The 25,155-nt window shown below is 71.5% G+C and carries 22 protein-coding genes; 9 read left to right on the forward strand and 13 right to left on the reverse strand.

The features are described 5' to 3' along the window. Nucleotides 1–3: 3 nt before the first annotated feature. The 9 genes from AB0H83_RS31395 to AB0H83_RS31435 all read right to left on the reverse strand — a co-directional run bounded on the left by AB0H83_RS31395 (nucleotide 4) and on the right by AB0H83_RS31435 (nucleotide 9,771). Complete coding sequence (locus tag AB0H83_RS31395) at nucleotides 4–1,182, reverse strand: CaiB/BaiF CoA-transferase family protein (protein WP_360101251.1); 1,179 nt, start codon at nucleotides 1,180–1,182, stop codon at nucleotides 4–6. Nucleotides 1,183–1,252: 70 nt separating this feature from the next. Then, nucleotides 1,253–2,101: an ABC transporter ATP-binding protein gene (locus AB0H83_RS31400; protein WP_360101254.1), complete on the reverse strand. Its 849-nt coding sequence runs from the start codon at nucleotides 2,099–2,101 to the stop codon at nucleotides 1,253–1,255. Between the two features lie 5 nt (nucleotides 2,102–2,106). Then, nucleotides 2,107–3,012, reverse strand: a complete 906-nt coding sequence (locus AB0H83_RS31405) for an ABC transporter permease (RefSeq protein ID WP_360101257.1) — start codon at nucleotides 3,010–3,012, stop codon at nucleotides 2,107–2,109. Between the two features lie 8 nt (nucleotides 3,013–3,020). Then, nucleotides 3,021–4,034 carry an ABC transporter permease gene (locus AB0H83_RS31410; protein WP_360101264.1) on the reverse strand — a complete coding sequence of 338 codons (1,014 nt, stop codon included), beginning with the start codon at nucleotides 4,032–4,034 and terminating at the stop codon, nucleotides 3,021–3,023. Beyond that, nucleotides 4,031–4,885 (reverse strand): ABC transporter ATP-binding protein, encoded by an 855-nt coding sequence (locus AB0H83_RS31415; protein ID WP_360101267.1) that lies wholly within the window; start codon nucleotides 4,883–4,885, stop codon nucleotides 4,031–4,033. Before AB0H83_RS31415 ends, AB0H83_RS31410 begins: the two co-directional genes overlap by 4 nt. Nucleotides 4,886–4,961: 76 nt before the next feature. Then, entirely contained in the window at nucleotides 4,962–6,536 is a 1,575-nt protein-coding gene (locus AB0H83_RS31420; RefSeq protein ID WP_360101270.1) for an ABC transporter substrate-binding protein, read from the reverse strand. A 673-nt stretch (nucleotides 6,537–7,209) separates the two neighbouring features. After that, nucleotides 7,210–7,671, reverse strand: a complete 462-nt coding sequence (locus AB0H83_RS31425) for a hypothetical protein (RefSeq protein WP_360101273.1) — start codon at nucleotides 7,669–7,671, stop codon at nucleotides 7,210–7,212. 17 nt (nucleotides 7,672–7,688) lie between these two features. Next, nucleotides 7,689–8,144 (reverse strand): hypothetical protein, encoded by a 456-nt coding sequence (locus tag AB0H83_RS31430; protein WP_360101276.1) that lies wholly within the window; start codon nucleotides 8,142–8,144, stop codon nucleotides 7,689–7,691. 229 nt (nucleotides 8,145–8,373) lie between these two features. Next, nucleotides 8,374–9,771 carry a glutamate decarboxylase gene (locus AB0H83_RS31435; RefSeq protein WP_360101278.1) on the reverse strand — a complete coding sequence of 466 codons (1,398 nt, stop codon included), beginning with the start codon at nucleotides 9,769–9,771 and terminating at the stop codon, nucleotides 8,374–8,376. A 170-nt stretch (nucleotides 9,772–9,941) separates the two neighbouring features. Between AB0H83_RS31435 and AB0H83_RS31440 the strand changes: the two genes are divergently transcribed. From AB0H83_RS31440 to AB0H83_RS31470, 7 genes are all read left to right on the forward strand, one after another. Beyond that, nucleotides 9,942–11,132, forward strand: coding sequence for a cytochrome P450 (locus AB0H83_RS31440; RefSeq protein WP_360101280.1), 1,191 nt, complete (start codon nucleotides 9,942–9,944; stop codon nucleotides 11,130–11,132). A gap of 184 nt (nucleotides 11,133–11,316) precedes the next feature. Further along, on the forward strand, nucleotides 11,317–11,814 hold the full coding sequence (locus tag AB0H83_RS31445) for a hypothetical protein (RefSeq protein WP_360101283.1): 498 nt from the start codon (nucleotides 11,317–11,319) through the stop codon (nucleotides 11,812–11,814). Nucleotides 11,815–11,959: 145 nt separating this feature from the next. Then, nucleotides 11,960–14,281 carry a polyprenyl synthetase family protein gene (locus AB0H83_RS31450; protein WP_360101285.1) on the forward strand — a complete coding sequence of 774 codons (2,322 nt, stop codon included), beginning with the start codon at nucleotides 11,960–11,962 and terminating at the stop codon, nucleotides 14,279–14,281. 264 nt (nucleotides 14,282–14,545) lie between these two features. Continuing rightward, nucleotides 14,546–15,670: an SPFH domain-containing protein gene (locus AB0H83_RS31455; RefSeq protein WP_360101288.1), complete on the forward strand. Its 1,125-nt coding sequence runs from the start codon at nucleotides 14,546–14,548 to the stop codon at nucleotides 15,668–15,670. Nucleotides 15,671–15,718: 48 nt separating this feature from the next. Next, nucleotides 15,719–16,738 carry a hypothetical protein gene (locus AB0H83_RS31460; protein WP_360101291.1) on the forward strand — a complete coding sequence of 340 codons (1,020 nt, stop codon included), beginning with the start codon at nucleotides 15,719–15,721 and terminating at the stop codon, nucleotides 16,736–16,738. Nucleotides 16,739–16,966: 228 nt separating this feature from the next. Beyond that, nucleotides 16,967–17,599, forward strand: a complete 633-nt coding sequence (locus AB0H83_RS31465) for an STAS domain-containing protein (protein WP_360101294.1) — start codon at nucleotides 16,967–16,969, stop codon at nucleotides 17,597–17,599. After that, nucleotides 17,596–17,907 carry an STAS domain-containing protein gene (locus tag AB0H83_RS31470; RefSeq protein WP_360101297.1) on the forward strand — a complete coding sequence of 104 codons (312 nt, stop codon included), beginning with the start codon at nucleotides 17,596–17,598 and terminating at the stop codon, nucleotides 17,905–17,907. Before AB0H83_RS31465 ends, AB0H83_RS31470 begins: the two co-directional genes overlap by 4 nt. Nucleotides 17,908–17,924: 17 nt before the next feature. Here AB0H83_RS31470 and AB0H83_RS31475 read toward each other — a convergent pair whose 3' ends face one another. Beyond that, nucleotides 17,925–18,932, reverse strand: coding sequence for an MsnO8 family LLM class oxidoreductase (locus tag AB0H83_RS31475; RefSeq protein WP_360101300.1), 1,008 nt, complete (start codon nucleotides 18,930–18,932; stop codon nucleotides 17,925–17,927). After that, nucleotides 18,929–20,197 (reverse strand): enoyl-CoA hydratase/isomerase family protein, encoded by a 1,269-nt coding sequence (locus AB0H83_RS31480; protein ID WP_360101303.1) that lies wholly within the window; start codon nucleotides 20,195–20,197, stop codon nucleotides 18,929–18,931. Before AB0H83_RS31480 ends, AB0H83_RS31475 begins: the two co-directional genes overlap by 4 nt. 51 nt (nucleotides 20,198–20,248) lie before the next feature. On the opposite strand from AB0H83_RS31480, the gene AB0H83_RS31485 reads away from it, so the two are divergent. Next, entirely contained in the window at nucleotides 20,249–20,611 is a 363-nt protein-coding gene (locus tag AB0H83_RS31485) for a helix-turn-helix transcriptional regulator (RefSeq protein WP_360101306.1), read from the forward strand. 119 nt (nucleotides 20,612–20,730) lie between these two features. On the opposite strand, the gene AB0H83_RS31490 is transcribed toward AB0H83_RS31485, so the two are convergent. Then, nucleotides 20,731–21,894: a site-2 protease family protein gene (locus AB0H83_RS31490; protein ID WP_360101308.1), complete on the reverse strand. Its 1,164-nt coding sequence runs from the start codon at nucleotides 21,892–21,894 to the stop codon at nucleotides 20,731–20,733. 106 nt (nucleotides 21,895–22,000) lie between these two features. Next, nucleotides 22,001–23,848 carry a DUF4118 domain-containing protein gene (locus AB0H83_RS31495; RefSeq protein WP_360101310.1) on the reverse strand — a complete coding sequence of 616 codons (1,848 nt, stop codon included), beginning with the start codon at nucleotides 23,846–23,848 and terminating at the stop codon, nucleotides 22,001–22,003. 374 nt (nucleotides 23,849–24,222) lie between these two features. On the opposite strand from AB0H83_RS31495, the gene AB0H83_RS31500 reads away from it, so the two are divergent. Next, a complete protein-coding gene (locus AB0H83_RS31500) occupies nucleotides 24,223–25,149 on the forward strand; it encodes a universal stress protein (RefSeq protein ID WP_360101312.1) in 927 nt (308 codons plus the stop codon). Nucleotides 25,150–25,155 lie beyond the last annotated feature (6 nt).

A 25,155-nucleotide genomic window follows, 5' to 3' on the forward strand; every position in this document is an offset into this window, starting at 1 on the left:
GGTTCAGATGGCGCCGGCGGCGCGCAGGGCGGCGATCTGCTCGGCGGTGCGGCCGAGCCCGGCCAGGATCCGGTCGGTGTGCTCACCGACGGCCGGGACCGGGTCCATGCGCACCTCGGCGCCGCCGATCACGGCCGGGGGCAGCAACGCCCGGACCGGCCCGCCTGGGGTGTCCACGTCCCGCCAGCGCCCACGCCCGGCCAGCACCGGATGGGCGAGGAAGCCGGCGACGTCGTTGAGCCGGGCGTTGGCGATGCCGGCCCGGTCGAGCAGCTCGTGCGCGGCCGCGGCGTCCAGGGTCGCGAACCGCGCGGCGACGATCGCCTCGAGCTCGGCGCGGTGCGCGACCCGGGCCGGGCTGCGCGCGAACCGCGGGTCGTCGATCAGCTCCGGCCGGTCCAGCACGCCGCGGCAGAGCAGCGCCCAGTCGCGGTCGTGCTGCACCGCGACCAGAACGGTGCCGCCGTCGGCGGTGTCGTACGGGCCGTAGGGCGCGATGGTGGCGTGCGCGGCGCCGACCCGAGGGGGCTGCCCCGGCCCGTACTCGGTGTAGTACGCCGGCTGCCCCATCCACTCGGCGAGCGCCTCGAACAGCGACACCGACACCGGGTGCGCAACGCCGGTGGTCGCTCGCGTGTAGAGCGCGGTGAGGATGCCGCTGTAGGCGTACATCCCGGCGGCGATGTCGGCGACCGAGATGCCGACCTTCGCCACCCCGTCGGGGGTACCGGTGAGCGACACCAGCCCGGTCTCGAACTGCACCAGCAGGTCGTAGGCCTTGCGTGCGGCCCATGGGCCGTCGGCGCCGAAGCCGGTGATGTCGCAGACGACGAGCTGCGGGTGCCCCTCGGCCAGGGTGGCGGCGTCGAGCCCGAGCCGGGCGGCGGCGCCGGGGCCGAGGTTCTGCACCAGCACGTCGGCGTCGCGCAGCAGCTCCTGGAGGACGCGGCGGCCGTCGGGGTGCTTGATGTCCAGCGTGAGGGACTCCTTGGAGCGGTTCAGCCACACGAAGTAGCTGGACTCGCCGTGCACCGCCTCGTCGTACCGGCGGGCGAAGTCACCGGCGCCGGGCCGCTCGATCTTGATCACCCGCGCGCCGAGGTCGGCCAGCTGCCGCGTCGCGAACGGCGCGGCGACCGCCTGCTCGAGGCTGACCACGGTCAGCCCGGCCAGCGGCATCATCGCAGCACCGGCGAGGTCGCGGCCGGCTCGGCGGGGATCTTCCCCGCCGGCGCGTACACAGTCGGGATCATCAGGACCGGTCCCTTCGTTTCGCGACCTTGGTGAGCTTCTGGTTGGCGACGAGCCCCTGCGTCACCGGATGCTGCGGCGCGGTCATGATCTCCTCGACGGTGCCGGTCTCCACGATCCGGCCAAGGCTCATCACGACGATCCGGTCGGCCAGCCGGCGCGCGACGCGCAGGTCGTGGGTGATCACCACGAGGGTGTTCGTCCGCTTCAGCACGCCGAACAGCTCGATGACCTCCTTCTGCGTGGTCGGGTCCAGCGCAGTCGTCGGCTCGTCGGCGACGATCACGGCCGGCCGGTTGACCAGGGCGAGAGCCACCATCACGCGCTGGCGCATGCCGCCGGACAGCTCGTGGGCGTAGCGGCGCATCGCCGCGTCCGGGTCGAGCTCGGCCGCGGTCAGGGCCTCCCGGGTCCGCGCCGCGATCTCGTCCTTGCCGGTGGTGCCGTGGGCCTTGAGGACGTCGGCGAAGATCTTGTCCAGGCGGCGCACCGGGTTCAGCGCCGCGGTCGGGTCCTGGAAGATCATCGTCACGGTCGAGCCGCGCAGCGAGCGCAGCGTCTTGTCGTCGGCGTCGAACAGCGACGTGCCGGCGACGCGCACCGACCCGCCGGTGACCCGGCCGCCGGGGCCGAGCATGCCGAGCAGCGCCTGGCCGATGGTGCTCTTGCCGGCGCCCGAGGTGCCCACGACGCACACGCACTCCCCGCGCCCGATCTGCAGGTCGACCGGCCCGATCCGCACCCCGCGGCCCCGGTCCGGGTCGCCGAGCTCGACGGTCAGCTGGGACACGTCGACCACCGGCTGGTTCGTCCCGGCCGGCCTCTCGGTCGTGTCGGTCGGCTTGGTCATCTCCGTCATCGCGGTCCCCGATCTGCCGGTCCGGTCGCGTCCAGGTCTGCGGCCTCGGCCGGTGCGAGCAGCTCCGTCATGGTGTCCGCCGTGCCCGACCGGGACGCCGCCGCGGCCAGGCGGTCGGCCAGCATGTTCACGAAGACCAGCAGCATGACCAGCGCCGTCGCCGAGCTCAGCGCGATCCAGGGGTCGCGGTTGAGGTACTGCTGCCCGTCGGCCAGCATGTTGCCCCAGGACGAGGTCTCCAGCGACGGCCCGATGCCGAGCAGGGACAGCGCCGCGGCCGCACCGAGCACGTCGCCGAACACGAACGCGCTGACGACCGCGACCCGGATGAGCAGCGCCGGGATCAGGTGCTCCCGGATGACCCGCAGCCCGTTGCCCCACACGAGGTTGCTGTAGACGACGTACTCCTGCTCGCGCAGCTGCAGCGTCTCGGAGTGCACGACCCGGGCGACCAGCGGCCACAGCGCGATGCCGAGCACCAGCGCGATCTGCAGGGTGCCCCGGCCCAGCACGCCGATCAGTACCACCGCCATCACGACGAACGGGAACGCCACCTCGAAGTCGACCAGCCGCAGGACCGCCCGCGACCACCAGCGCCCGTACCAACCGGTCGTGACCCCGACGACCGTGCCGACGGCCGCGGCGATCAGCGTGGCCAGCAGGGCGACCTCGACCGACCAGGGCAGTCCGTGCAGCAGCTCCTGGAGGTTGTCCCGGCCGGCGCCGTCGGTGCCCAGCCAGTGCTGCGCGCTCGGGCCCTGCAGCCGGTCGCGGATGTCCTGCTCCGCGTGCCCGGCCCCGTGCTTCCAGACGGCGAGGCCGAGGATGAGCAGGCTGATCAGCCAGTACAGTGAACTCTTCACGCCGCGTGGCAGCAGCCGCCAGGTTCGGGTGTTCGTCATGGTGGCCATCAGCCGTTCCTGCGCAGTCGGGGATCGGCGATCCGGTACAGCACGTCGGAGACCGCGGTGACGGCGAAGACGACCAGGCCGATGAGGGTGACGCCGGCGGCCAGCGACGGGAAGTCCGCGTTCTGCACGCTGACGACCAGCAGCTGGCCGAGGCCGTTGATGCCGAAGAGCTGCTCGACGATCACCGCGCCGGACAGCAGCAGCGTGAACTGCGTGCCCGCGGTGGCGATCAGCGGCACCAGCACGTTGGGCAGCACGTACTTGTTGCGGATCGTCGCGGGCGACAACCCGTACGCGGTCGCGGTGTGCACCAGCTCCGAGGACCAGACCTGCCGCGCGGCGCTCTGCACGACCCGGGCCAGGCGCGGCGCGGCCAGCCAGGCGAGGCTGACGCTCGGCAGGATCCACGAGTCGGCCCGGTCGAACCCGATCGCCGGGAGCACCTGCAGCTTGATGGCGAACACGGTGATCAGCAGCAACGCGATGATGTAGTACTGGATGCCCTGGGTGGCCAGCACGATGCCGCTGACGACCCTGCGCAGCGGCCCGCGCCGGCCGGCCGCGGCACCGGTGCCGCCACCGATGTAGATGCCGATCGGCGTGGCGACCGCGACGTTGATGACCGTCGCGATCACGCACAGCAGCAGCGTCGTGCCCAGCCGGCCGGCCGCGAGGTCCAGCGCGGGGATCCGCTCGGTGATCGAGTTGCCGAAGTCGAACAGCAGGAACTGCCGCAGGAAGTTGAGGTACTGGATGATCAGCGGGCTGTCCAGCCCGTAGATCACGCGGATCTGGGCCACGTCCTCGGGGGTCGCCTCGGGGCCGGCCAGGATGACGGCCGGGTCGCCCTGGACCCGGGCCAGGAAGAACAGCACGGTGACGAGCAGGACCAGGAACCCGACCAGCTCGATCACCCGGATGCCGAGCCGCAGCGCGATGCGGCGGGCCACGGGGTCCTGGGTCTCCTGCGCGGGGGCGGCCTCGGTGGGCCGGTCGGACAGCTGCTGGGTCATCGGGCCGCCGCCGTGGTGAGCTCGGGGCCCGATCCGTCCCATTCGTCGAGGTACCGGCTCGCGGCGATGAGCATCGCGGTGTGCGGGTGCTGCGGGTGGTCCAGCACCGACTCGGCCGGGCCGGACTCCACGAGCCGGCCGTCCTGCATCACGTGGACGTCGTCGGCGAGCTGGGCGATGACCGACATGCTGTGCGAGACGATCAGGATGGCCAGCCCGACCTCGGCGTGCAGCTCCTCGAGGAGGCCGAGGATCTCGGCGGTGGTCACGTTGTCCAGGGCGGTGACCGGCTCGTCGGCGACGAGGATGGACGGGCGCACCGACAGTGCCCGGGCGATGGCGACGCGCTGGCGCTCGCCGCCGGACAGCTCGCGGGGAAACGAGTGCAGCTTGCTGGTGGGCAGCCGCACCCGGTCGAGCATCTCGCCGACGCGGCGGGCGATGGCGTCCTTGCTCATCGGCTCGCTGCCGCGCTGCCGGGACCGGGCCCGCAGCGGTTCGGCGATCGAGTCCGCCACCGACCAGCGCGGATCGAGGCTGGCGTAGGGGTTCTGCATGACGACCTGGATGCGGTTGCGCAGCGCGAGGGCCGTCTTCGCCGACACGGTCGACAGGTCGGTGCCGGCGATCTCGACGACGCCGCTGGTCGGCTTGGTCAGGCCCAGCAGCGCGCGCAACACCGTCGACTTGCCCGCGCCCGACTCGCCGATGAGCCCGACGATGCGGCCCCGCGGGATGTCGATGCTGACGTCGCGGGCGGCGTACACGTGCCGGGCGCCGCGGCGGTAGGTCACGCTCAGCGACCGCACGGCGGCGGCGGATTGTCCCGTACTGATTCCGGTATCGGCCATTCGTATCGTCCTTCTGATCAGGTGCCGGCACCGTCTTGCCTGGTGCCGGCACCATTGAACGAGTCGGGAAGATCAGCTACTTGAAATACACTGTCTCCCACGAAGTGTTGGTCGAGCTGTCGATTGTGTAACCGGCCACATCATTGCCGTGGGCGATGACCTTGAGCCCGTTGTTGAAGAACAGCGCCGGCGGGTTGTCGTGGATGGCCTTGGCCAGTGCCTTGAGCGTCTCGGCCCGCTCCGGGGTGCCCACGGTCTGGGTCAGGGCCTTGCTGATGAGGTCGGCCTGGGTCTGGTCGCACCACGAGCCGGGCTTGCGCAGGCAGCTGTTGTTCAGGTAGGCCTTCGTCGCGTCCTGGGTCGGCGCCGTGAGGTACGCCGTGGTGAACATGTCCGCCGGCCACTGCCCCTTGAGCAGGTAGCTGGTCATGTTCGCGGTGGTCTCCTGCTTCATCGTCAGCTTGATCCCGACCTTGCCGAGGTCGCTCTGCGCCTGGGCCAGGAAGTCCTTGTCACCGGCGAAGGCACCGAGGGAGTAGACGCCGCTGAGCTCGAAGCCGTTCGGGTACCCGGCCTGGCTGAGCAGGTCCTTGGCCTTGGCCGGGTCGTACGGGTAGGGCTGCAGGTCGGCGTCGTGACCGGTGGTGCCCGGGGCGGTGCCCTGGCTGGCCACCGTGGTCAGGCCCTGGAACACCGACTTGATGACCGCTTCCTTGTCGACGGCGTAGTTGATCGCCTGGCGGACCAGCGGGTTGTCCAGCGGCTTCGAGCCGCCCGTGGACGCGACGAACTGCAGCAGGAAGACGGCCTGGTTCTTCAACGGGAAGACGATGAAGTTCTTGGCCTTGACGTTGTCGATCTGGTCGAGGTCCAGCAGGGTGTTGATGTCGGCCGCACCGGACAGGATCGCGTTGGTCCGCGCCGTCTGGTCGGCGACCTGCTTGATCTGCAGGTTGCCGATGATCGGTTTCCGCCACGACGTCGGGTTCGCCTTCATCGTGATCTCGGTGCTGCTGATCGACGTGACCGTGTAGGGGCCGGTGCCGATCGGCGCCTTGGCGAAGCCGTCCATCCCGACCTCGGCCAGGTACTTCGGCGGCACGATGTACAGCGCCGCGATCTCCTGCGGCAGCACCCCGTCGGGCTTGGAGGTGGTGATGTTGACGGTGGAACCGTCGATCTTGGTCGCCCCGGACACCGACGGGTTGTACAGCTTGGCGACGCTGCCGGTGCCGGCGGTGCCGACCAGGGCGGTCACGGTCGCCACGACGGCGTCCGCGTCGACCGGCTCGCCGTTGGAGAACGTCACGTCGGTGCGCAACGAGAACTGCCAGGTGGTGTCGTTGACGCGGGTCCAGGACTTGGCGAGCCACGGCACGGGTGTGCCGGTGTTGTCGACCCGGGTGAGCGCGTCGAAGATCGCCGAGGTGGACTCGGCACGCGGGGGCGACGCCGCCTGGAACGGCTGCCCGAGGAACTGCGAGATCGAGGGCACGACGACGCGCAGCGTCGCCGCGGCGTTCTTGGCCTCGTCCGGCTTGCCTGACGAGGCGCCTGCCGGGTCCGAACTGGTCGAGGATCCGCCGCAGGCGGCCAGAGTGGTGGTCAGGGCCAGAATCGAGCAGGTCAGAGCCGTCCTCAAACGGGTCACCGGGTCTCCTTCATATGAGCGAGAGATGGTCGCGACCGGGCTATGACGCGGAGCAGTGCCCCTCCTCGCGCAGGCGACCGATGCCACCCGTGGCGTCGCTGCGGAAGCTGAGTACAGACACTACACTCATGTACCGGAGTACACTATCAGCGTTAACTGATTCGTGATAAGTGCCGGTCAGGACCTTTTCGAAGCGGCGGAAGACACCAGGAGTTGTGTGCGAAAACCGGCGTGAACCACCTCTACGCCGCAGGTCGCCGCGAACGCCCCCACAGCGGCGCATGACCGGTTCTCATCAACCCGACCAAAGCATCATAAGTCGGTCTAATCGCCGCACGCTCGGCGCCGAGCCGAGCCGAGCCGAGCCCCTGCAGCGTGATGCACGGCTTGTTCGCCGGGACGGACACGATCTCGCGGTACGAGCCCGCACAGCCACCGCACGACGCCTGCCGCGACCCCCGAAACTTTTATCGACCTCGCGGGCGGTCATGCCGTCGGTGCTGACCGTGTCGACAGCGGCGCCGGCCAACAGCAGGGCGGCGATGACGATGGCCGGCACCCGTCGGAACGCCGCTGGCGAGCCCCGCTTCTCAGAGTTGGTGCCTGGATGTAGCCGGGCCCTGTGCGGCGGCCGGAGCGTTCGAACGCGGGTTGCATACTCGCTACCGCCGCACTACACGGCGAGCTTGCCTATCTGCGGGTTGCTCCTGAACCCGGGAACGTTGTCGACGAGTTGCGCCCTGCCATCCTGAACGAAGGCCGTAAGGGTTTCCAACAGCTCAACGCGGTCAACGTTGATCACCAAGCGGTGGCCGGTAGCAGAAATCTCGACACGGTCACCGTCGACAGGGCGCAGGTGGACTCGATCGGACGACTCGGTGTAGCTCAATGTCGCCGCTTCGCCGTGCCGCAGGGCCCGTACCGCCCGGGCAGCGCATGCCAGGAAGTCAAACAGCGGAACCTGTCGCCGCGGCCCGACGAACGGCACGGCGTCAGCCGTAAAGGTGACCGCTGCCGGGAAGGCCGTGTAGTGCAGATCCGTCTCGGTGATCTCGGCCCCAGAAGTGCGGTGCTCCTTGTCCCAGAGACGCTGGGGGTCGACTGCAAAGCTGATTTCTTCAGCAGACAAGAGCACCAGGCGGAGCTTACTGGTCAATCTCGCTTCCGCCGTGCCCAGCGCCAGGGGCGAAGGAGGACCACGCCAAGAAGAAGGATGCCCGTGAACACCGCCGTGTATCCCGCCGGCTCCTTCCAGGTCGGAGCGTCCGGCAGAGGATAGATCACGGTCCGGCTGCCGCTGTCGCGTGCGGCTACGGTTTCTCCGACCGCCGCCCCGGGCGGGAGTCCGCCGCTGAGCTCTTTGTGCCGTTGCACCACGAGTCCGTCGTCGCTGACGAAGTCGCCGAACCAGCCGCATCGTTGCTGTGGGGGCTGGTACCGGTCACAGCCGTTCGGCTCGGTGAGCGTGAACGTGCCGGTATGCCCGTCGCCGTGGGCGGCTCGCCACGCGGGAATGAGTAACGACGCCGCGGCGACGGCCCCGAAACCGCCGAACACCACCAGCATCGCTGCAAGAACGCGCCGCTTCGCACCGTTCCCGAGGGACATCATGGAAGATCGTAACGGCGGGCCGTCGGCCTGCGGGCACGAATGAACCTGCGAGGCGATCGTCCTTCCCCGGCGCTACCGGTTCAGGTCCTCGACACACCATTTGACCTCTCGGTCTCCTGGTGCGTCGTGCTCCGCTGTTTTACCAGCTTCGCTCGGTCGTCTCGCAGGCACTTCTTACAGTACGCCCGGACGGTGCCGGCATGGGGTGAGCAAGCGGGTGAGTTCCTCAGTGGTGGAATCCGGTGGCGTCGCCGGCGGTGTGCAGGGGGCCGGGCTGGGCCTGCAGCTCGGGCAGCAGCCGGTGCAGGTCGGCGAGCAGCAGGTCGGCCAGGTCGCGGGTGAAGCCGTTGCGGACCACGACCCGCAGCACGGCGAGGTCGGTGCGGTTGGCCGGGAAGGTGTACGCCGGGACCAGCCAGCCGCGTTCGCGCAGCCGCCGGGACACGTCGAACACGTTGAACGCGGCGACGTCGGCGTTCGTGGTGAACGCGAACACCGGCAGCTGGTCGCCGCGGCTCAGCAGCCGGAACGGGCCCATGGCGGCGATCCCGCCGGACAGGTGCAGGGCCACGTCGCGGGACGCCTGCTGGACGGCTTGGAAGCCGGCGCGGCCGAGGCGGAAGAAGGTGTAGTACTGCGCGACGACCTCCGCGCCGGGGCGGGAGAAGTTCAGCGCGAACGTCGGCATGCTGCCGCCGAGGTAGTTGACGTTGAAGATGAGGTCCTCCGGCAGGGCGTCGCGGTGCCGCCACAGGACCCAGCCGACGCCGGGGTACACCAGGCCGTACTTGTGGCCGGAGGTGTTGATGGAGGCGACCCGGTCGAGCCGGAAGTCCCATTCCAGGTCCGGGTCGAGGAAGGGCGCGATCATCGCCCCGGAGGCGCCGTCGACGTGCAGCGGGATGTCCCATCCGGTGCGCTGCTGCAGCGCGTCGAGCGCCGCGGCGATCTCGGCGACCGGTTCGTAGCTGCCGTCGAACGTCGAGCCGAGGACCGCGACCACGCCGATGGTGTTCTCGTCGCAGTGCGCCGCGGCCTCCTGCGCGGTCAGGTGCAGCCGGTCGCCTTCCATCGGCACCAGGCGGGGTTCGACCTCCCAGTAGTTGCAGAACTTCTCCCAGCAGACCTGCACGTTGATGCCCATCACCAGGTTGGGCCGCCGGGCCTCGCCGGCTGGGCGCCGGGCCGACCAGCGCCGCTTCAGGGCCAGCCCGGCCAGCATGCACGCCTCGCTGGACCCGGTGGTCGAGCAGCCGATCACGTCGGCCGGGTCCGGGGCGTGCCACAGGCCGGCGAGAATGCTGACGCAGCGCCGCTCGAACTCGGCGGTCTGCGGGTACTCGTCCTTGTCGATCATGTTCTTGTCGACGCACTCGGCCATGAGGCGTACCGCCTGCGGCTCCATCCAGGTCGTCACGAACGTGGCGAGGTTCAGCCGGGCGTTGCCGTCGAGCATGAGCTCGTCGTGCACGAGCTGCCAGGCGGTGTCGGCCGGCACCGGGTCCTCGGCCAGCGTGCTGTGGGGAGCGGTCACCTGCTGGGCCAGCGCCGGGTTGGCGATCGTCGCGAACGGGTTGCCGTCCGAGACCTGCCGCCGTGGTGGCCGTGCCCTGTGCAGCACCATCGTCGCACCGTCCTGTCAGTCGTCCGCTCGAGTGGCCGCGGGTGCGCGACTACCCGGTACCGGCGCGCTGACACGGGGCCGCCGGCGGTTCGCCCGGGTACCGGCGACCGTTTGGGAACCCGCCCGGCGGGTAGCCCGCGCCGGCGTACCCCTGAGGGGAGTGATCGGCGATGACGACCAGCACCCTGCCCGACCTGTTCACCTGGCTGGAGGACGCGCGCCGCGACGGCGTCGTGCACTACGACGAGCGGCAGCGCTCGTGGCTGGTGCTCGGGCACCCCGAGGTCACGGCGGTGCTCGGCGACCCGGACCGGTTCTCGTCCGACCTGGGCGACCTGCTGCCCCGCCAGGAGGACCTGGAGCTGTTCCGGCGCGGCAACTTCGTCCAGATGGACCCGCCCCGTCACGACTCGCTGCGGCGGCTGGTGAGCCGGGCGTTCACGCCGCGGGTGGTGGCCGGCCTGGCCCCGCGCGTCACCGCGGTCACCGAGGAGCTGCTCGACGGGGTCGCCGGGGCGCAGCGGTTCGACCTGGTCGACGACCTGGCGTACCCGCTGCCCGTCATCGTCATCGCCGAGCTGCTCGGCATCCCGGCGGCGGACCGGCCGGTGTTCCGGCGCTGGGCCGACGCGCTGTTCGAACGGCCGGAGATGGGTCCCGACGAGCCGCTGGTCCGGATGATGGACGATCAGACGGTACGCACCGTCGCGCCGGTGCTGCGGGAGATGAACGAGTACCTCCTGCGGCACGTGCGGGCCCGGCGCGCGGCGCCCGGCGACGACCTCACCAGCGCACTGGTGCGCGCCGAGGCCGACGGCGAGCGGCTCGACGACGAGGAGATCATCGGCTTCGTCGGGCTGCTGCTGCTCGCCGGGCACATCACGACCACGGCGACCCTGGGCAACACGGTCGTCGCCCTCGACCAGCACCCGGACGCGGCGGCGCAGCTGCGGGCCGACCCGGCGCTGCTGCCGGACGCGATCGAGGAGGTGCTGCGCCTGCGCACCCCGTTCCCACGCCTGGCCCGGCGGGCCACCGCCGGCACCGTCGTCGGCGGGGTGAGTGTGCCGGAGGGTGCCGTCGTCACCGCATGGCTGGCCGCCGCCAACCGCGACCGCCGGGTCTTCGCCGACCCCGCGCGCTTCGACATCCGACGCAGCCCGAACCCGCACGTGACGTTCGGCCACGGCATCCACTTCTGCATCGGCGCGCCGCTGGCCCGGCTCGAGGCGCGGATCGCGATGGAGCTGCTGCTGCGGCGGTACCGGACGATCGCCGTCGACACCGGCGCGGCGGTGTTCCGCAACCCGTGGGTGATGCTGGCCCCGACGAAGCTGCCGGTGGCCGTCGACCTCGCCTGACAGCACACGTGCAGCTGGCCAGATCGCGTAAGGGACATTGACCGGTTCGTGACTGTCACCCGGCCGGGCGTGCAGGATCATCTCCAGCGTGCGACGCAATCCTCGCCATCGCCACGGCGGGACGCGTCGCACGCCGCGTCTGCGGTCCCCGCCCCGCACCTCCGACTGCCGAGGACGACGACACATGCGCACCGCACAGCTGCTCGCCACCTTCACCGCCGCCGCCGCGGTCCTGTTCACAGCCGCCTGCGGCGGTGACGACCCGGCACCGACCTCCGCCCAGAACGGCGCCGCCGCCGGCGGCCTCACCTACGACACCGTCGCCAAGCTCGCCAGCGAGCGGCTCACGAAGGACCCGAACTGCCCGATCGGCAAGTGGGACGACAACTCCACCGGACTGGACGACGCGTTCAAGGCCGACGGCGTGTTCTTCAAGCAGTTCGACTGCTACAAGACCGCCAACGAGCTGCTGCCCAACCGGATCCAGCAGGTCATCTTCGTCGAGTTCAAGACCCCGGAACGCGCCGCGGCGTACGCGGACAAGCAGGCGTCGCTGTACCCGTCGCTCGTGGCGGGCACGAAGGTCGTGGTCGCCGGTACCGGCCTGGAGACCATCGACATGAAGGCCTTCCTGGCCGAGGCGCAGCAGAGCGCCGGCGGTGCCGGCAAGATCGTCGGCTGAACCGGCCGACCGGATCTGGTGCGGCTCGGGGCGGTCAGGGCGCGTCCAGCACAGCCGCGGCGCAGACGACGTGCGAGCGACGGTCGCCTACCATCCGGGACTACCACCGCTCACCGCATGTCGCAGAGAGTAGCGCCGGAACCTGATGAGTGACCCAGCACCTGACCACGGGCCGTTCCCGTTCCGCCGGGACGACCTGGCGGAGCATCGACTGCTGGTGGGCGTCGGGCACACCCTCGCCGACTTCCGCCGCTGGTGCGTCACCCATCCGGCCGCGATCGACGAGTACACCGACCGGTGCACGCAACAGCTGCTGGCCGCCCGCCGGTTCGCCGTGCGCCGCCGGGCGGCCGAGCAGCTGCGGCAGGCCCGGGAAGTGGTCCACTTCAGCGTCTTCAACCTGGCCGAGGTGCCTTCGCCGGCGAAGGTCGCGGCGGCGGTCAGCGGCACGGGCGGGCGGCCCCCCACCGTGCGCGAGGTCCTGGCCGGCATGGACGACCGCCGCGGTGTCGCCGGGGTCGTCGCCGCGCTGGAGCACTTCCTGCCGCAGTTGCGCGGCGCGGCCGAGCTGCGGTGGCTCACCGAGCGCCTCGAGCACCTGCACCGCATCCTGCCGGAGGCCGTCGTCCGGACCGGCGGTATGGGCAAGGTGCTGCGGGCGATGACCGGGGTGCTGCTCATCGCCGCCCACAGCGTCGACGGGGCCGGGCCGGACGGCGTCCGCTCGCGGCTCGCCGGCGTCGTGCGGGGGGCGTACGGATTCGGCGCGGCCTACGCCATCGTCGACGACACGCTGCACGACCTGCCCGGCGACCACTTCACGGCGGAGCACCGCCGGCGACTGCACGAGCTGACCGTGAAGGGTCTCGCGACCGGGCAGCCGGCCGACGCCGGCGACCTGCCGGAGCATCCACTCATCGAGGAGCTGCACGCCGTGCACCTCGGGCTGCTGGACGACTACCCCTTCGACGCCCACCGGCACCTGTACCACGCGGCCGAGGCGATGTACCTCGCCCAGCACCGTGACGCGCAGCGGGCGGCGGAACCGCCCGCGGCGCAGGAGCCGGACGCCATGTACCCCGACATGTTCGTCAAGGCCGGCATGAGCCGGGTCGTCGCCAACCTGCTCGCCCGCCGCGAGCTCGACGACGGCTTCTACCGCCGCTGCATCAACACGATCTTCATCAGCCAGCTCCGCGACGACCTGATCGACGCCGCCGACGACGAACGCGACGGCCGCCGGACCCCGTTCACCACGCCGGCCGCCGATGGCCGCCCGGCAGCCGCGAACCCGTTGCACGACCTGTTCGCCTACCAGTCGTACGTCGCCGCGGAGGTGTTCGGCGGCGATCCCGTCGTGGCCGACGCCCTCGCCTACTACAGCAGCGCGCGGCTGGGCCGGCACCTCGCCGCCGATCCGGGCCGGGCGGACGTGTTACGCCGCCGGTTCGCCCCCGCCGGCGCCGTGCAGCGGTTCCTGGCGGCGGCCACCGGCGGGCCACGGCGGGCCGGCCGGCGACTGGACGTCGCAGAGCAGCGGCTGCGGGAGCGGACCGGGCAGCTGCTGCGGCACCGGCGCCCCACCGCCGTCGACTGCCGCACCTTCATCGCCGACCGGCTGCCGTACCTCAACGGCCTGCTGGACCGGCACCGGCCCGCGCACGGCACCTCGCAGCTCGACGCGGTCGTCGCCTACGCGCTGGCCGGATCCGGCAAGCGGCTGCGGCCCGCGCTGGGCCTCATGCTCGCCGAAGGGCTCGGGGTCCAGCCGGCGGCCATCGAACCGGTGCTGGTCGCCGGTGAACTGTTCCACACCGCGAGCCTCATCTTCGACGACCTCCCGGCGCAGGACGGCGCCACGGTACGCCGGGGCAGGCCCGCCACCCACATCGTCTACGGCGAGGGCACCGCACAGCTCGCCGCGCTGTCGATGGTCTCCTCCGGTTTCGGGCTGATGGCGCAACTCGACCGCCGGTTCCCGGCGCAGCGGGTCACCGCCGTCGTCGAGTACGTCGGCTCCGTCCTCGGCCCGCAGGGCATGTGCCGCGGGCAGCACCTCGACCTGCAGCTCGGCCAGGGCGACACGCCCGCCACCCCGGCCGAGATCATCGAGATGTACAGCCTGAAGACCTCGACCGCGATCGAAGCCGCGCTCGTGCCGCTGATGATGCTGCTGGACCGGCCGCCGGAGCAGGTCGACGTGCTCAGGCGCTACGCGTACCACGCCGGCGTCGTGTTCCAGCTGCACGACGACATCCTGGATGCCACCGCGTCGACCCGGCAGCTGGGCAAGGACGCCAACCATGACCTGGCCAAGACCAACATCGTGCAGACCTGCGGCCTTGACGAGGCGCGCCGGCTGACGGCCGCGCACCTGGCCGCGGCGGTCGGCTGCTGCGAACGGCTGCCCTTCGACACCGACCTGCTGGCCTGCGCCGTGCGCCACTTCGCGACCCGCCGGCACTGACCCGCGCGGGCATCCCTGACGGCGGCTGTCCCGTGGCACGCCGGCGGCCAGTCGGCGACCCGCCAGCATCCCTTGTGATCTTCTCCACGGCCGGCTTCGTTCCGTGAACACCTCCGCCGTGCCCGGGATCGCGCCGACCACCGTGCGTAACCGCCGCAGTGCCGACAAGCCGACACAGGCATTGTGGCTCTTGTCCGCCACCGTGCGATTCTCTATGGTCTGGCCGCGGCGTGAGCAGTGTACGTGGAGTGAGGAGCACCTGTCATGGGTTTGGTGGAGAAGTTACGCGGCGAGTTCATCGACATCATCGAGTGGCTGGACGACAGCCGCGACACGATCGTCTGGCGGTTCCCGCGGTACCAGAACGAAATCAAAATGGGTGCCAAGCTCATCGTGCGCGAGTCGCAGACCGCCGTGTTCGTCAACGAGGGGCAGGTCGCCGACGTCTTCACCCCCGGCACGTACACGCTGCAGACGCAGAACCTGCCGATCCTGACGACGATCAAGGGCTGGAAGTACGGGTTCGACTCGCCGTGGAAGGCCGAGGTCTACTTCGTCAACACGCGGCAGTTCACCGACTTCAAGTGGGGCACGCAGAACCCGGTCATGATGCGCGACGCCGAGTTCGGGATGGTCCGGCTGCGGGCGTTCGGCGCGTACTCACTGCGGGTCGTCGACCCGGCGAAGCTGCTGCGGGAGCTGGTCGGCACCGACCCGCAGTTCCGCACCGAGGAGGTGCAGGAGTTCCTGCGCCAGCTCATCGTCGGCCACCTCGGCAGCGCCCTCGCCACGGCGCAGGTCCCGGCGCTCGACCTGGCCGCACAGCAGCTGGCCATCGGCCAGAAGCTCGCCGGCGTGCTGACCGAGGAACTGACCGGTTACGGTGTGCAGATCCCGAAGTTCATCATCGAGAACATCTCCCTGCCCCCGGAGGTCGAGGAGGCCCTCGACAAGCGCACCTCCATGGGGGTGCTGGGCAACCTGAACGCCTACACGACCTTCCAGGCCGCCAACGCCATGGAGGACGCCGCCAACAACCCGGGCGGCGGCGCCGGCGAGGGCTTCGGCCTCGGCCTGGGCATGGCCGCCGGGCAGCGGATGGCCAACGCGCTCAACCAGCCGGCGCCCGCCGCGGCCCCGGCCCCGGCTGCGGCACCGGCCGGTCCACCGCCGCTGCCGCAACAGGACCAGTGGTTCGCCGGCGTCAACGGCCAGCAGGCCGGCCCGTTCGACCTCGACGCGCTCGGCGCGCAGGTCCGCTCGGGTACGGTGAGCCGCACCACGCTGGTCTGGAAGAACGGCATGGCGCAGTGGACCCCGGCCGGGCAGCTCCCCGAGCTCGGTGCGCTCTTCGCCGCCGTCCCGCCGCCGTTGCCGCCGCAGGGCTGAGCTGTGGTCGCACAGACGCAATATCCGTGCGCCGGGTGCGGCGCCGGCGTGGAGTTCGCGCCCGGCACCTCGGTGCTGCGCTGCCCGTACTGCGGCCACGAGACCCCGGTGCCGTCGGCGACCCGGGAGATCTCCGAGCACGACTGGGCCCGGTTCGCCGGGCTGCCCCGCAAGCCGATCGCGCTGCTGGCCAAGCACGTCTTCAAGTGCCAGAACTGCGGCGCGCAGACCGAATCCGACGCGATCTCCGACCGCTGCCGGTTCTGCGGGGCGGCCGTCGTCGCCGAGGTCAACCCGGACGACCAGATCGTGCCCGAGGCGGTCCTGCCGTTCGCGCTCACCAAGCAGCAGCTGCGTGCCTCGCTGCGCACCTGGGCCGCGTCACGCTGGTTCGCGCCCAACGGGCTGAAGAAGGTCACCGAGGCCGAGTCCGCGAAGAGCACCTACCTGCCGCACTGGACGTACGATTCCCGGACGGTCTCCCACTACCGGGGCCAGCGCGGTGAGCACTACTGGCAGACGGAGACCTACACCGAAAACGGTCAGACGAAGACCCGCCAGGTGCGCAAGACCCGCTGGCACCACGCGAGCGGCACCGTCGGGCGCGCCTTCGACGACGTGCTGGTGACCGGCACGACCAAGGTCACCCAGGGGCACCTCGACGCCCTCGAGCCGTGGCCGCTGGGCGACGCAGTGCCGTTCCACCCGCAGTACCTGGCAGGTCACGAGACGCTGCGCTACGACGTCGAGCCGGAAACGGGCCTGGAGCAGGCGAAACGGAAGATCGCTCCGATCATCGAGCAGGACTGCCGGCACGACATCGGCGGCGACGAACAGCGCGTGGAGCACGTCGACACCGAGTACCACGACGTGACCTTCAAGCTGATGCTGCTGCCGGTGTGGCTGGCCTGCTACGTCTACGCCGGCAAGACGTACAACATCCAGGTCAACGGCCGCACCGGCGAGGTCGCCGGCGAACGCCCGTACAGCGCCGCGAAGATCGCCGCCGCCATCACAGCGGCGGTGCTGGTGATCGCGTTGATCGTGGCGTTCTTCGTCCTGCGCTGACAGTGCTGACCCTCCGCTGGCAGTGATGACCGGCGCCCCGTCCAGCAGCCGCTGGGCGGGGCGTTCGCATGCCCGCCGCCCGGGATCCGCGGCACGGCCGTTGCCGGGGGCGCGACCACAACATCGAGCGATGACCCTTCGTCATGGAACTGTCATATGTTCGCGGGACGGTCGCCATGCCCCGCACGCAAGGTGGTGTTTGTCCGTACCGTGCGATAGGGGCCGATATTGACCGCGCTGCTGAGCCTTGACAGCAAGAACTTCACCCTCGCCTGCGACGGCTGCGGCCAACTGGTCACCAACCTCGCCCCGACGATGGGTGACTGGGCCGTCGCGTGGAGCCTGTTCAGCCAGGACGGCTGGACCGGCGACGACCTGCCCACCGGTCCGCACACCTGCGGCCGCTGCACGCGCACGTCCCCGCCGCCACGGATGATCGAGCAGGCACTGACCCGGGAACGCACCATGCCGGCCGCCCGCGAGTCGCGCCGCCTGACGGTCACCCAGGTCGCGGACACGACCGTTGTGACGCTGTGGGGCAACCCCGACCTGCTCGTCAACGCCCGCCTGCGCGATCTCGTGCTGGACCTGCCCGGCCGGTCACGACGCCTCGTCGTCGACCTCAGCAGGGTGGCACGGCTGGACTCCGGCGCCCTCGACGTCCTGGTCGAGGCGCACCGCCTGGCCATCACCGTCTGCCTCGTTGCCCCGATCCAACAGGTCCGGGACGCGCTGCGGCTGCTCAACCTGCACGAGCTCTTCCCGGCGTACCAGACCCTGGCGGAGGCGACGTCCTGCCACCCGGCCACCGACGCCCCGCCGGCGGCTGCGGAACGGCACGACCGAGTCGAGGCCCGGTGAACTTCTCCGTCGGCAGCAGCATTGAGCACAGCGCGGCGGTGGTCGTCACCGTCCGCGGCACGGTGGAACACGCGACGATCGCCGCGCTGTGCGACACCATCAACCACGTCGTGGACCAGCACCGGCCCCCGTTCGTGTACGTCGACCTGCAGTACGTCACGTACATCGACACCACGGCGGTCGGCGCGCTGGACGCGTGCCGTCGCAGTGCCGCCAACGGCGGGACGAGCGTGGTGCTGCGCAACGCGAGCGCGGCCGTCGACCGGACGTTGCAGCTGTCGGGGATGTTCGGCCGGCCCGGTGCTTGAGCCGCACCAGGCCGGGTTCAGATGGTGATCGACTCGAGGACCTCCGCGACGATCTGCCGTGACCGGGTCCGGGCGTCGAAATCCGTCAACATGTCCTGGACCATGACCTCGGTCGCACCCGATTCCTTGATCACCGGTACGAGCTGGGCCCGCAGCGTCGCCGGGGTCCCGGAGATCTGCGGCGGGACGGCGCCGTCGACGATCGTGCTCGGTTGTGCCTTCGCCGCGGCGCTCAGCTCGGCGCGGGCCTGTTCCAGCGTGGGGATGGGCCGGTCCCGTCCACCGGCCCGCAGGGCCCGCGCCGGCCAGGTGAGCCGGTGTGCCGACGCCTCGTCGGCGGCGGCGACGATGTTGAGGGCGAGCATCGGCTGCGCGGCGCCGGTGCCGGAGGGCGTCTTCGTGAAGCCTTCCCTGTAGTGGCGCAGCGCGCGGGCCGCCAGGTCCGGGTTGATGTGGCCGCCGAAGGTGTAGCCGATGCCGAGCCGGGCGGCGAGGCCTGCGCTCGCACCGGAGGAGCCGAGGACCCAGACCTCGGGGATGCCGTCGGTGCCGGCCGTGAGGTCGATCGCCGCGAACGGGTGGGCGCCGTGGAACGCCTTGTGCAGGTACCCGATGATCTCCTGCACCTGGTCGGGGAAGTCGTCAGCCGGCCGGCTGTTGCGGTCGCGGCGCAGCGCGTGGTCGATGAGCGGGGTGGCCGTGGCGCGGCCGAGCCCAAGGTCGACCCGGCCGGGCGCGAGCGATTCCAGCATCAGGAAGCGTTCGGCGACGCTGAAGGCGCTGTAGTGGTTGAGCAGGACGGCACCCGAGCCGAGGCGGATGCGGGAGGTCCGCTGGGCGGCCGCCGCGATCAGCGCGACCGGGTCCTGAGCGGCGTATCCGGTCACGTGGTGGTGCTCGGCGAACCAGAAGCGGTGGAAGCCGAGATGTTCGGCCTCTTCGGCGGCGGTGAGTGCCCGATCGAGGGCCTCCCGTTTGGTACCGCCGGGTGCGACCGGGGCCAGTTCGACGAGCGAGTACCTCACCGGGCGCCTCCGGCGTGCACGACGCCGCCGGTCCAGGAGGGGAATCCGGCCGCGAGCACCGAGGCGACGTCGGCGCCGGCCGGGTCGACCCGCAGGCCGCTGTCGAGGGCGCGGCGGGCGGCGGCGGCCATGGCGGCGGGGTCGGGGCCGGCGTCCAGGAGGGTCTGCACGAAGGAGCCGTGGCCGCCGTGGATCAGCACGGGGATGCCGCCCCTCGCGCGGACCTCGGGGATCAGTTCAGCGCCGGTGATCTCGACGATCGGGGCGTCGGCGGCGAAGAACACGGCGGCCAGGGGATTGGCGACGACCTGCGGGAATTCACGCATCCCGGCCCGGGTCGACGCCGGAGCAGGCTCGGCGGGTGCCCCGGCGACCGTACGCATCGCGAAGAACAGATGCGCCAGGTCCGGGAACTCGGGCGCGCCCAGCAACGCCCGGCAGGCCGCCGTCTCGATCTCGAAGGCCTCATCCAGCGGCGCAGCCGCGCTGCGCACCGCCACGTCCAGCACCGCGGCGAGCGCACGCACCGGCGACCCCTCCGAGCGGCGTCTCACCTCCTCGGCAAGGCCCGGCGGCTCGGCAGTCCCGCCGGGAATCCGGTAGCCGGGCCGCTCCCACCGCTGCGCGAAAGGCCCGTCCGGTTGCGCCAGTACCCAGGCCCGCGCCGCGGCGACCACGTCGTCGGCCAGCTCGTCCACCAGGCCGGCGGCCAGCGCCTGCGCCGGATGGTACGCGGTGCCCGGTCCGACGATCTCCAGCACCGCCGCGGCGATGCCGAACATCCGCGTCACCCGGACCGTCCCGCCGCCGCCGGGAATGATGCCCATCCCGGTCTCGGCGAGCGCCCACACGACCGACGGGTCGTTCGGGCCGACCCGGTAATGGCAGGCCAGCGCCAGTTCGAAGCCGCCGCCGAGCGCGGAGCCGTTGAGTGCGGCGGCGACCGGCCGGCCCAGCGCCTCCAGCCGGCGTGCCTGGTCCCGCAGCGGCGTCAGCAGGTCGTAGGTGGCGGCCGCCTCGTCCGGGGTGATCTCGCTCGGCACGAAGTCGGGGCCGGCGATGAACGAACGCTTCGCCGAGGTGAGCACGACGCCGCGCACCCGGCCGAGCTGCCGGGTGAGGTCGTCCAGGCACGCACCGAGTCCGTCGTGATGGCGCCGGTTGAGCATGTTCGCGGTGCGCCCGGGGTCGTCGAAGGTCACGGTGACGACGCCGTCGGCGTCCCAGGACCAGCGCACCGAACCAGATTGTTGGACATCCGTCATACCGTCAACCTAGGCGATGGTATGACGGATGTCCAACTGTAGGGTGGGGGCATGGGCCGGGAGGACGACGCGATGCCGGACATCGCCGACGTGACGATGGTCGACGTGCTGAGGGCGGTCGCCGACCCGATCCGCCTGCGCATCGTGCAGACGCTCGCCGACGGCATGGCCCACGGCAAGTGCGGCACGCACTGGGACTTCGGCCTGCACAAATCGACCATGACGCACCACTTCCGCATCCTGCGGCAGGCGGGCCTGACGCGCACCGTCGTGGCCGGCCGCACCCACACCGTCGAGCTGCGCCGCGACGAGCTCGACGCCCGCTTCCCCGGGCTGATCGACGCCCTGACCACGACCACCGGTGTCCCCTCCGGCGGGACTGCCCGCACCCCCGCGAGCCGGTCAGGCCGATGAGGAGATCAGCAGCACCGTGACCGCGGCCCGCTGATCGACCCTGCCGGCCCGCAGGGTTCCTGCCATGCGGGGCGGACGGCCTGGTGTCTCAGCCGGACAACGGCGGACGGCCTGGTGTATCAGCCGGACAACGGCGGACGACCTGGTGTATCAGCCGGACGGCTCGGTGTCTCAGCCGGACGGCTCGGTGTCTCAGCGGGGCCGCGGCGGACTGCCTCGACGACGGCGGCCCGTTCCAGCACGCCGACGAGCCGGCCGTCCTGGACCACCAGTGCGGTCCCGGCCCGCGACACCGGGCCGGCGACATCGGCCAGCGGCTGCGCGGCCTCGACCACCGGCACAGCGTCCGCGAGCCGGGACACCGGCAGCTCCGCCCGCTGGGCGGGCGGGATCCGGTCCAGGTCACCGGACCGGACCACCGCCGCAGGCCGCCCGTCCCGGGCGCGCACGGCGACGACACCGCCGGCGGACGGCGACGTGAGGGCGGCCTCGGCGTCGGCGACCGTCCAGCCGGGGTCGGCGCAGACGACCTCGGGGCGCATCACCGCCCGGACCGGCAGCTCGCCCAGCGCCGCCCGGTACCGCCCGGCATTGGCCTCGGCGACCGCGGCGGCGCTCAGCAGCCAGCCGATCAGGGCGAGCCAGATCCCGCCCGGATCGCCGGCGACGAGGAGCTGCGCGACGCCCAGCGCGATCAGGCCCGCACCGAGCACCCGCCCGACGCGCGCGGCGGTCACGTCGGCCCGGCCCCGGTCGCCGCGCCACCACCACAACACCGCCCGCAGCACCCGCCCGCCGTCCAGCGGCGCGCCCGGCAGCAGGTTGAACACCGCCAGCAGCAGGTTGATCGCGGCCAGCCAGCGCAGCGTCGCGGCCACGCCGCCCAGCCAGCCGGACCCGCCGCCGAGCGGCAGCGCGATCCCTGCCGCGACCGCCCCGCACAGCGCACTGGCGGCCGGCCCGGCCACCGCCGTGAACAGATCAGCGCGCGGATGTGGTGCCGCTGTCCGGAACTCGGTGACCCCACCGAACACCCACAGCGTCACCCGGTCGGCGCGCACCCCGTACAGGCGGCCCACCAGTGCGTGCGCCAGCTCGTGCGCCAGCAGCGACGCCAGGAACACCACCGCGCCGGCCGCCGCGAGCAGCCACCGCCCCGGTGCCCCGGCCGGGACCACCGCCAGCGCCAGCATCTGCCAGATCAGGATCGCGACGACGAGGACAGACCAGTGCACACCGACCGGGATTCCGGCGATCACACCCAGGCGCAGACTCTGGCGCACAGCTCCTCCCTCCCACGGGGTGGCCGGCCGCGGGCCTGACGTGCACCGCACGCCGCCCTCCTCCAGTGTCCGCAGCCACGACCACCCGCGCCCAGGCCTCGAGGGACTACGCGGGAGCGGATGCCGACATGGCGACAGTGGTCGGGATGGCGGCTTCGAGCCGGGTGCCGCCGCCGGTGGGGCTGGTGATGGTGAGCTGTCCGCCAAGTGCCTCGATGCGGTCCTGCAGGGCGGTGAGACCGGTCCCGCAATGGGGGTCGGCGCCGCCGGCGCCGTCGTCACAGACCGAAAGGTGCAGGGTGTCGTCCATGGCTGCGGCCCGGACCTGCACCACCGAGGCGTGCGCGTGCCTGCCCGCGTTGGTCAGCGCCTCGAACACGACGTGATACGCGGCCACCTCGACCACTGGAGGCAGGCGGCGGTCGAGGCGCAGGTCCAGGTCGACCGGCACCGGGGATCTGCGTGCGAGCGCCTTGAGCGCCGGTGGCAGGCCGCTAGCAGCGAGCAACGTCGGATGGATGCCCTGGCAGATCGCTCGCAGGTCGTCCACGGCCTTGTTCAGGCCGTGCAGGGCACACGACAGCTCCTCCTTGGTCTGCCGCTGCTCCGCCGGCAGGCCGGCATGCGTGGCGCCGAGCTGCACGGCGACGGCGAGGAAATGCTGCAGTGCGCCGTCGTGCACTTTCCGTTCGATGCGCTCGCGGGCCTGGTCGGCGGCGGCGACCAGGCGGGCCCGGGACGCGGTGAGCTCCTCCCGGCTGTCGGCGTTGGCCACGGCGGTGGCGGCGAGGCGCACGAAGGCCGCGACGCGGTCCTCGGTGTCCGCGGGCAGCGGCTCGGGCTGGGTGGACGCCACCGCCACCAGACCCCACAGCCGCCCCTCGACCTTGATCGGCAGCCCGACCGCGGACCGGATCCCGAACTCGCGAGCACGATCGGCGCCGAGACCGGTGGCGTGCTGGAAGCTGTTCATCCGAGCTGGGCGGCCGGTGTCGCGGACCAGCGCCGGGACGTTCTCACCCTGCAACGGCCAGCGTGACTGATCCGGCCGGAGGCGCGCCATGCTGGTCGAGAGGGTACTGACCGTGTCGTCAGGCTCGTAGCGCAACAGCCAGGTGCTGTAGTCGCCCAGCAGGTCATGCAGCTCCGTGACGATGGCCTGGAAGACCTCAGATGGCCGGCTGCCACGGGCCACGAGCGTCGCCACCCGACCCAACGCGGCCTGCTCCGCGGCGATCCTGCTGAGGTGCTTCCGGCTTGCCTCCAGCGAGCTCAGCACGGCCGCACGTTCGCAACCGGCTTCCAGCAACGACGCCAACGACGACACCACCCGCTCCCGCAGCCGCCGCGTCGTGCGGTCCGGCACGTCGGCCGGCACCAGCAACGTGCCCAACCGGTCGGTGCCGACGTACAGCGGAAACGCCGTGTGCCGGTCGTCACCGGCGACGGCGGCGAGGTGGATCGTTGCTTCCGGCAGTTCGAGCGCGTGCGCGATGCGCTGTGCGACCGCGGGCAGCACGGCAGGAAGGTCGGCTGCGTGCAGCAGCAGCCGGGCCATCTCAGCGGTGAGGTCCGACTCTTCGACCTCGGCGGTACGCAGCCGGGACAGGTCGGCCAGGGCACTCGTGGCCACCGCGACGACGAGGAACACCGCCAGCCCGACGAGCTCCTGGACGTCCGAGGCCTCGAACCCGTCGACGGTGAAGCCGTGCAGGACGGCGAACGCGATGGTGCTCGCCACCGCGGTGACCACCCCGAACCAGCGCCCCCACACCGCCGAGATCACCAGCACGCCGATGATGTAGATCATGCCGGGCAACGACGACGCCGTGACCTGCTGGAGCGGAAAGATCAGCAGTGTCTCCGCCACGATCAATATGGTGGCGACCGCAATCCCGAACACCCAGGACGGACGTGTCGGCCGCACCAGCCGCGACAGCGAACCAGTGTGCATTACCGCGATTTTACCCCGGATCCGGGCCACGGCTCCCCGCGCCGCCGCCCGCGTCAGGCCGTCATCATGTACCGGGTAACCTGCGGAAACGATCCTCGACCAGCATCGGAAGCGACCATGTGTCAACGCGCCACCTGCAAGACCTGCGGCAAGGCCACCTACACCGGCTGCGGCAACCACGTCGACGCCGTCCTCGCCGGCGTACCCCAATCGCAGCGGTGCGGCTGCGAACCCAGGACCCCGACCGCCCGCCTGCGATCCTGGCTCCGCATGCGCTGACCGCGACCCGATGCGTCCGGCCGTGCCACGCTGGAAGCGCGGCCGGGTTGCGCGCCTGGCCCGCCGCACCGCGCCGGACCAGCGAGGAGGCGACCATGCCGACCAGAATCATCCTCGGGTACGACGGCTCCCCCGCAGCGTCGGCGGCGATCGACGCCGGGGCTCGGCTGTTCCCCGATGCCCATGCCTGGGTGGCGCATCTGTGGGCGCCGCCCTTCGCCAGCGCCGAACTTCGGGAGCGGCTCTGGTCGGGTACCAGGAAAATCGACGACTTCATCGAGGCCGTCGAGCACGAGGGCCGCCGGGAGGCCGACCGGATGGCGGCGATCGGCGTCGTCCTGGCCAACTCCGCCGGCTGGAGCGCCGAGCCGCTCGTCGTGTCCAGTTACGGTGGTGAGGGACCGCGGCTGGCCGAGCTCGCCGAGCAGGTCGACGCCGATCTGACCGTGATCGGTTCACGCGGGCTCGGCAATGCCCGCGCGGTGCTGGGCAGCGTGTCCGACTCGGTCCTGCACTCCACACCCCGGCCCGTTCTCGTCGTGCCGCACCCGCTGCTGATCGACGAGTTCGCGGCCCTGTCCACCGGGCCGGTGCTGATCGGTCACGACAGCTCCGCCGGCGCGCAGGCCGCGCTGGCGGCGGCCGATCGGCTCTTCCCGGAGCGGACGCTGCTGGTGGCGACGGTGCAGGACGGCGAGGTCACCGACGAGACGACCGGTCCGTTGCCGGTCGGTGACCGCGTCGCGGAGCGCCTGCAGGTGCCCGGCGATTGCAGGCGGCACGGATCGCACGGACGGTCGGTCGCGGCGGCCCTGACCGGATGCGCCCGGCAGCACGGAGCGGCCGCCCTGGTCGTCGGGTCCCATGGCCGGTCGGCGGTGCACGAGATGCTGTTCGGCAGCGTGGCGCTGGCCGTGCTGCACCATGGCTACCTGCCGGTGCTGGTGGTGCATCCAGCCGCGCCGGAGGACCGGCACGAACTCGCTGCGGCCACGTCGCAGGCACGGCCCGCCGCTTCGTGAGCCGGG

Source organism: Dactylosporangium sp. NPDC050688 (genome assembly GCF_040654515.1).
GTDB lineage: Bacteria > Actinomycetota > Actinomycetes > Mycobacteriales > Micromonosporaceae > Dactylosporangium.

Bases quoted from the DNA above. Each gene is read 5' to 3' on its own strand.
- AB0H83_RS31395 (WP_360101251.1), bottom strand. From the start codon at position 1,182: ATGATGCCGCTGGCCGGGCTGACCGTGGTCAGCCTCGAGCAGGCGGTC.
- AB0H83_RS31400 (WP_360101254.1), bottom strand. From the start codon at position 2,101: ATGACCAAGCCGACCGACACGACCGAGAGGCCGGCCGGGACGAACCAG.
- AB0H83_RS31405 (WP_360101257.1), bottom strand. From the start codon at position 3,012: ATGACGAACACCCGAACCTGGCGGCTGCTGCCACGCGGCGTGAAGAGT.
- AB0H83_RS31410 (WP_360101264.1), bottom strand. From the start codon at position 4,034: ATGACCCAGCAGCTGTCCGACCGGCCCACCGAGGCCGCCCCCGCGCAG.
- AB0H83_RS31415 (WP_360101267.1), bottom strand. From the start codon at position 4,885: ATGGCCGATACCGGAATCAGTACGGGACAATCCGCCGCCGCCGTGCGG.
- AB0H83_RS31430 (WP_360101276.1), bottom strand. From the start codon at position 8,144: ATGTCCCTCGGGAACGGTGCGAAGCGGCGCGTTCTTGCAGCGATGCTG.
- AB0H83_RS31435 (WP_360101278.1), bottom strand. From the start codon at position 9,771: ATGGTGCTGCACAGGGCACGGCCACCACGGCGGCAGGTCTCGGACGGC.
- AB0H83_RS31440 (WP_360101280.1), top strand. From the start codon at position 9,942: ATGACGACCAGCACCCTGCCCGACCTGTTCACCTGGCTGGAGGACGCG.
- AB0H83_RS31445 (WP_360101283.1), top strand. From the start codon at position 11,317: ATGCGCACCGCACAGCTGCTCGCCACCTTCACCGCCGCCGCCGCGGTC.
- AB0H83_RS31450 (WP_360101285.1), top strand. From the start codon at position 11,960: ATGAGTGACCCAGCACCTGACCACGGGCCGTTCCCGTTCCGCCGGGAC.
- AB0H83_RS31455 (WP_360101288.1), top strand. From the start codon at position 14,546: ATGGGTTTGGTGGAGAAGTTACGCGGCGAGTTCATCGACATCATCGAG.
- AB0H83_RS31480 (WP_360101303.1), bottom strand. From the start codon at position 20,197: ATGACGGATGTCCAACAATCTGGTTCGGTGCGCTGGTCCTGGGACGCC.
- AB0H83_RS31485 (WP_360101306.1), top strand. From the start codon at position 20,249: ATGGGCCGGGAGGACGACGCGATGCCGGACATCGCCGACGTGACGATG.
- AB0H83_RS31495 (WP_360101310.1), bottom strand. From the start codon at position 23,848: ATGCACACTGGTTCGCTGTCGCGGCTGGTGCGGCCGACACGTCCGTCC.
- AB0H83_RS31500 (WP_360101312.1), top strand. From the start codon at position 24,223: ATGCCGACCAGAATCATCCTCGGGTACGACGGCTCCCCCGCAGCGTCG.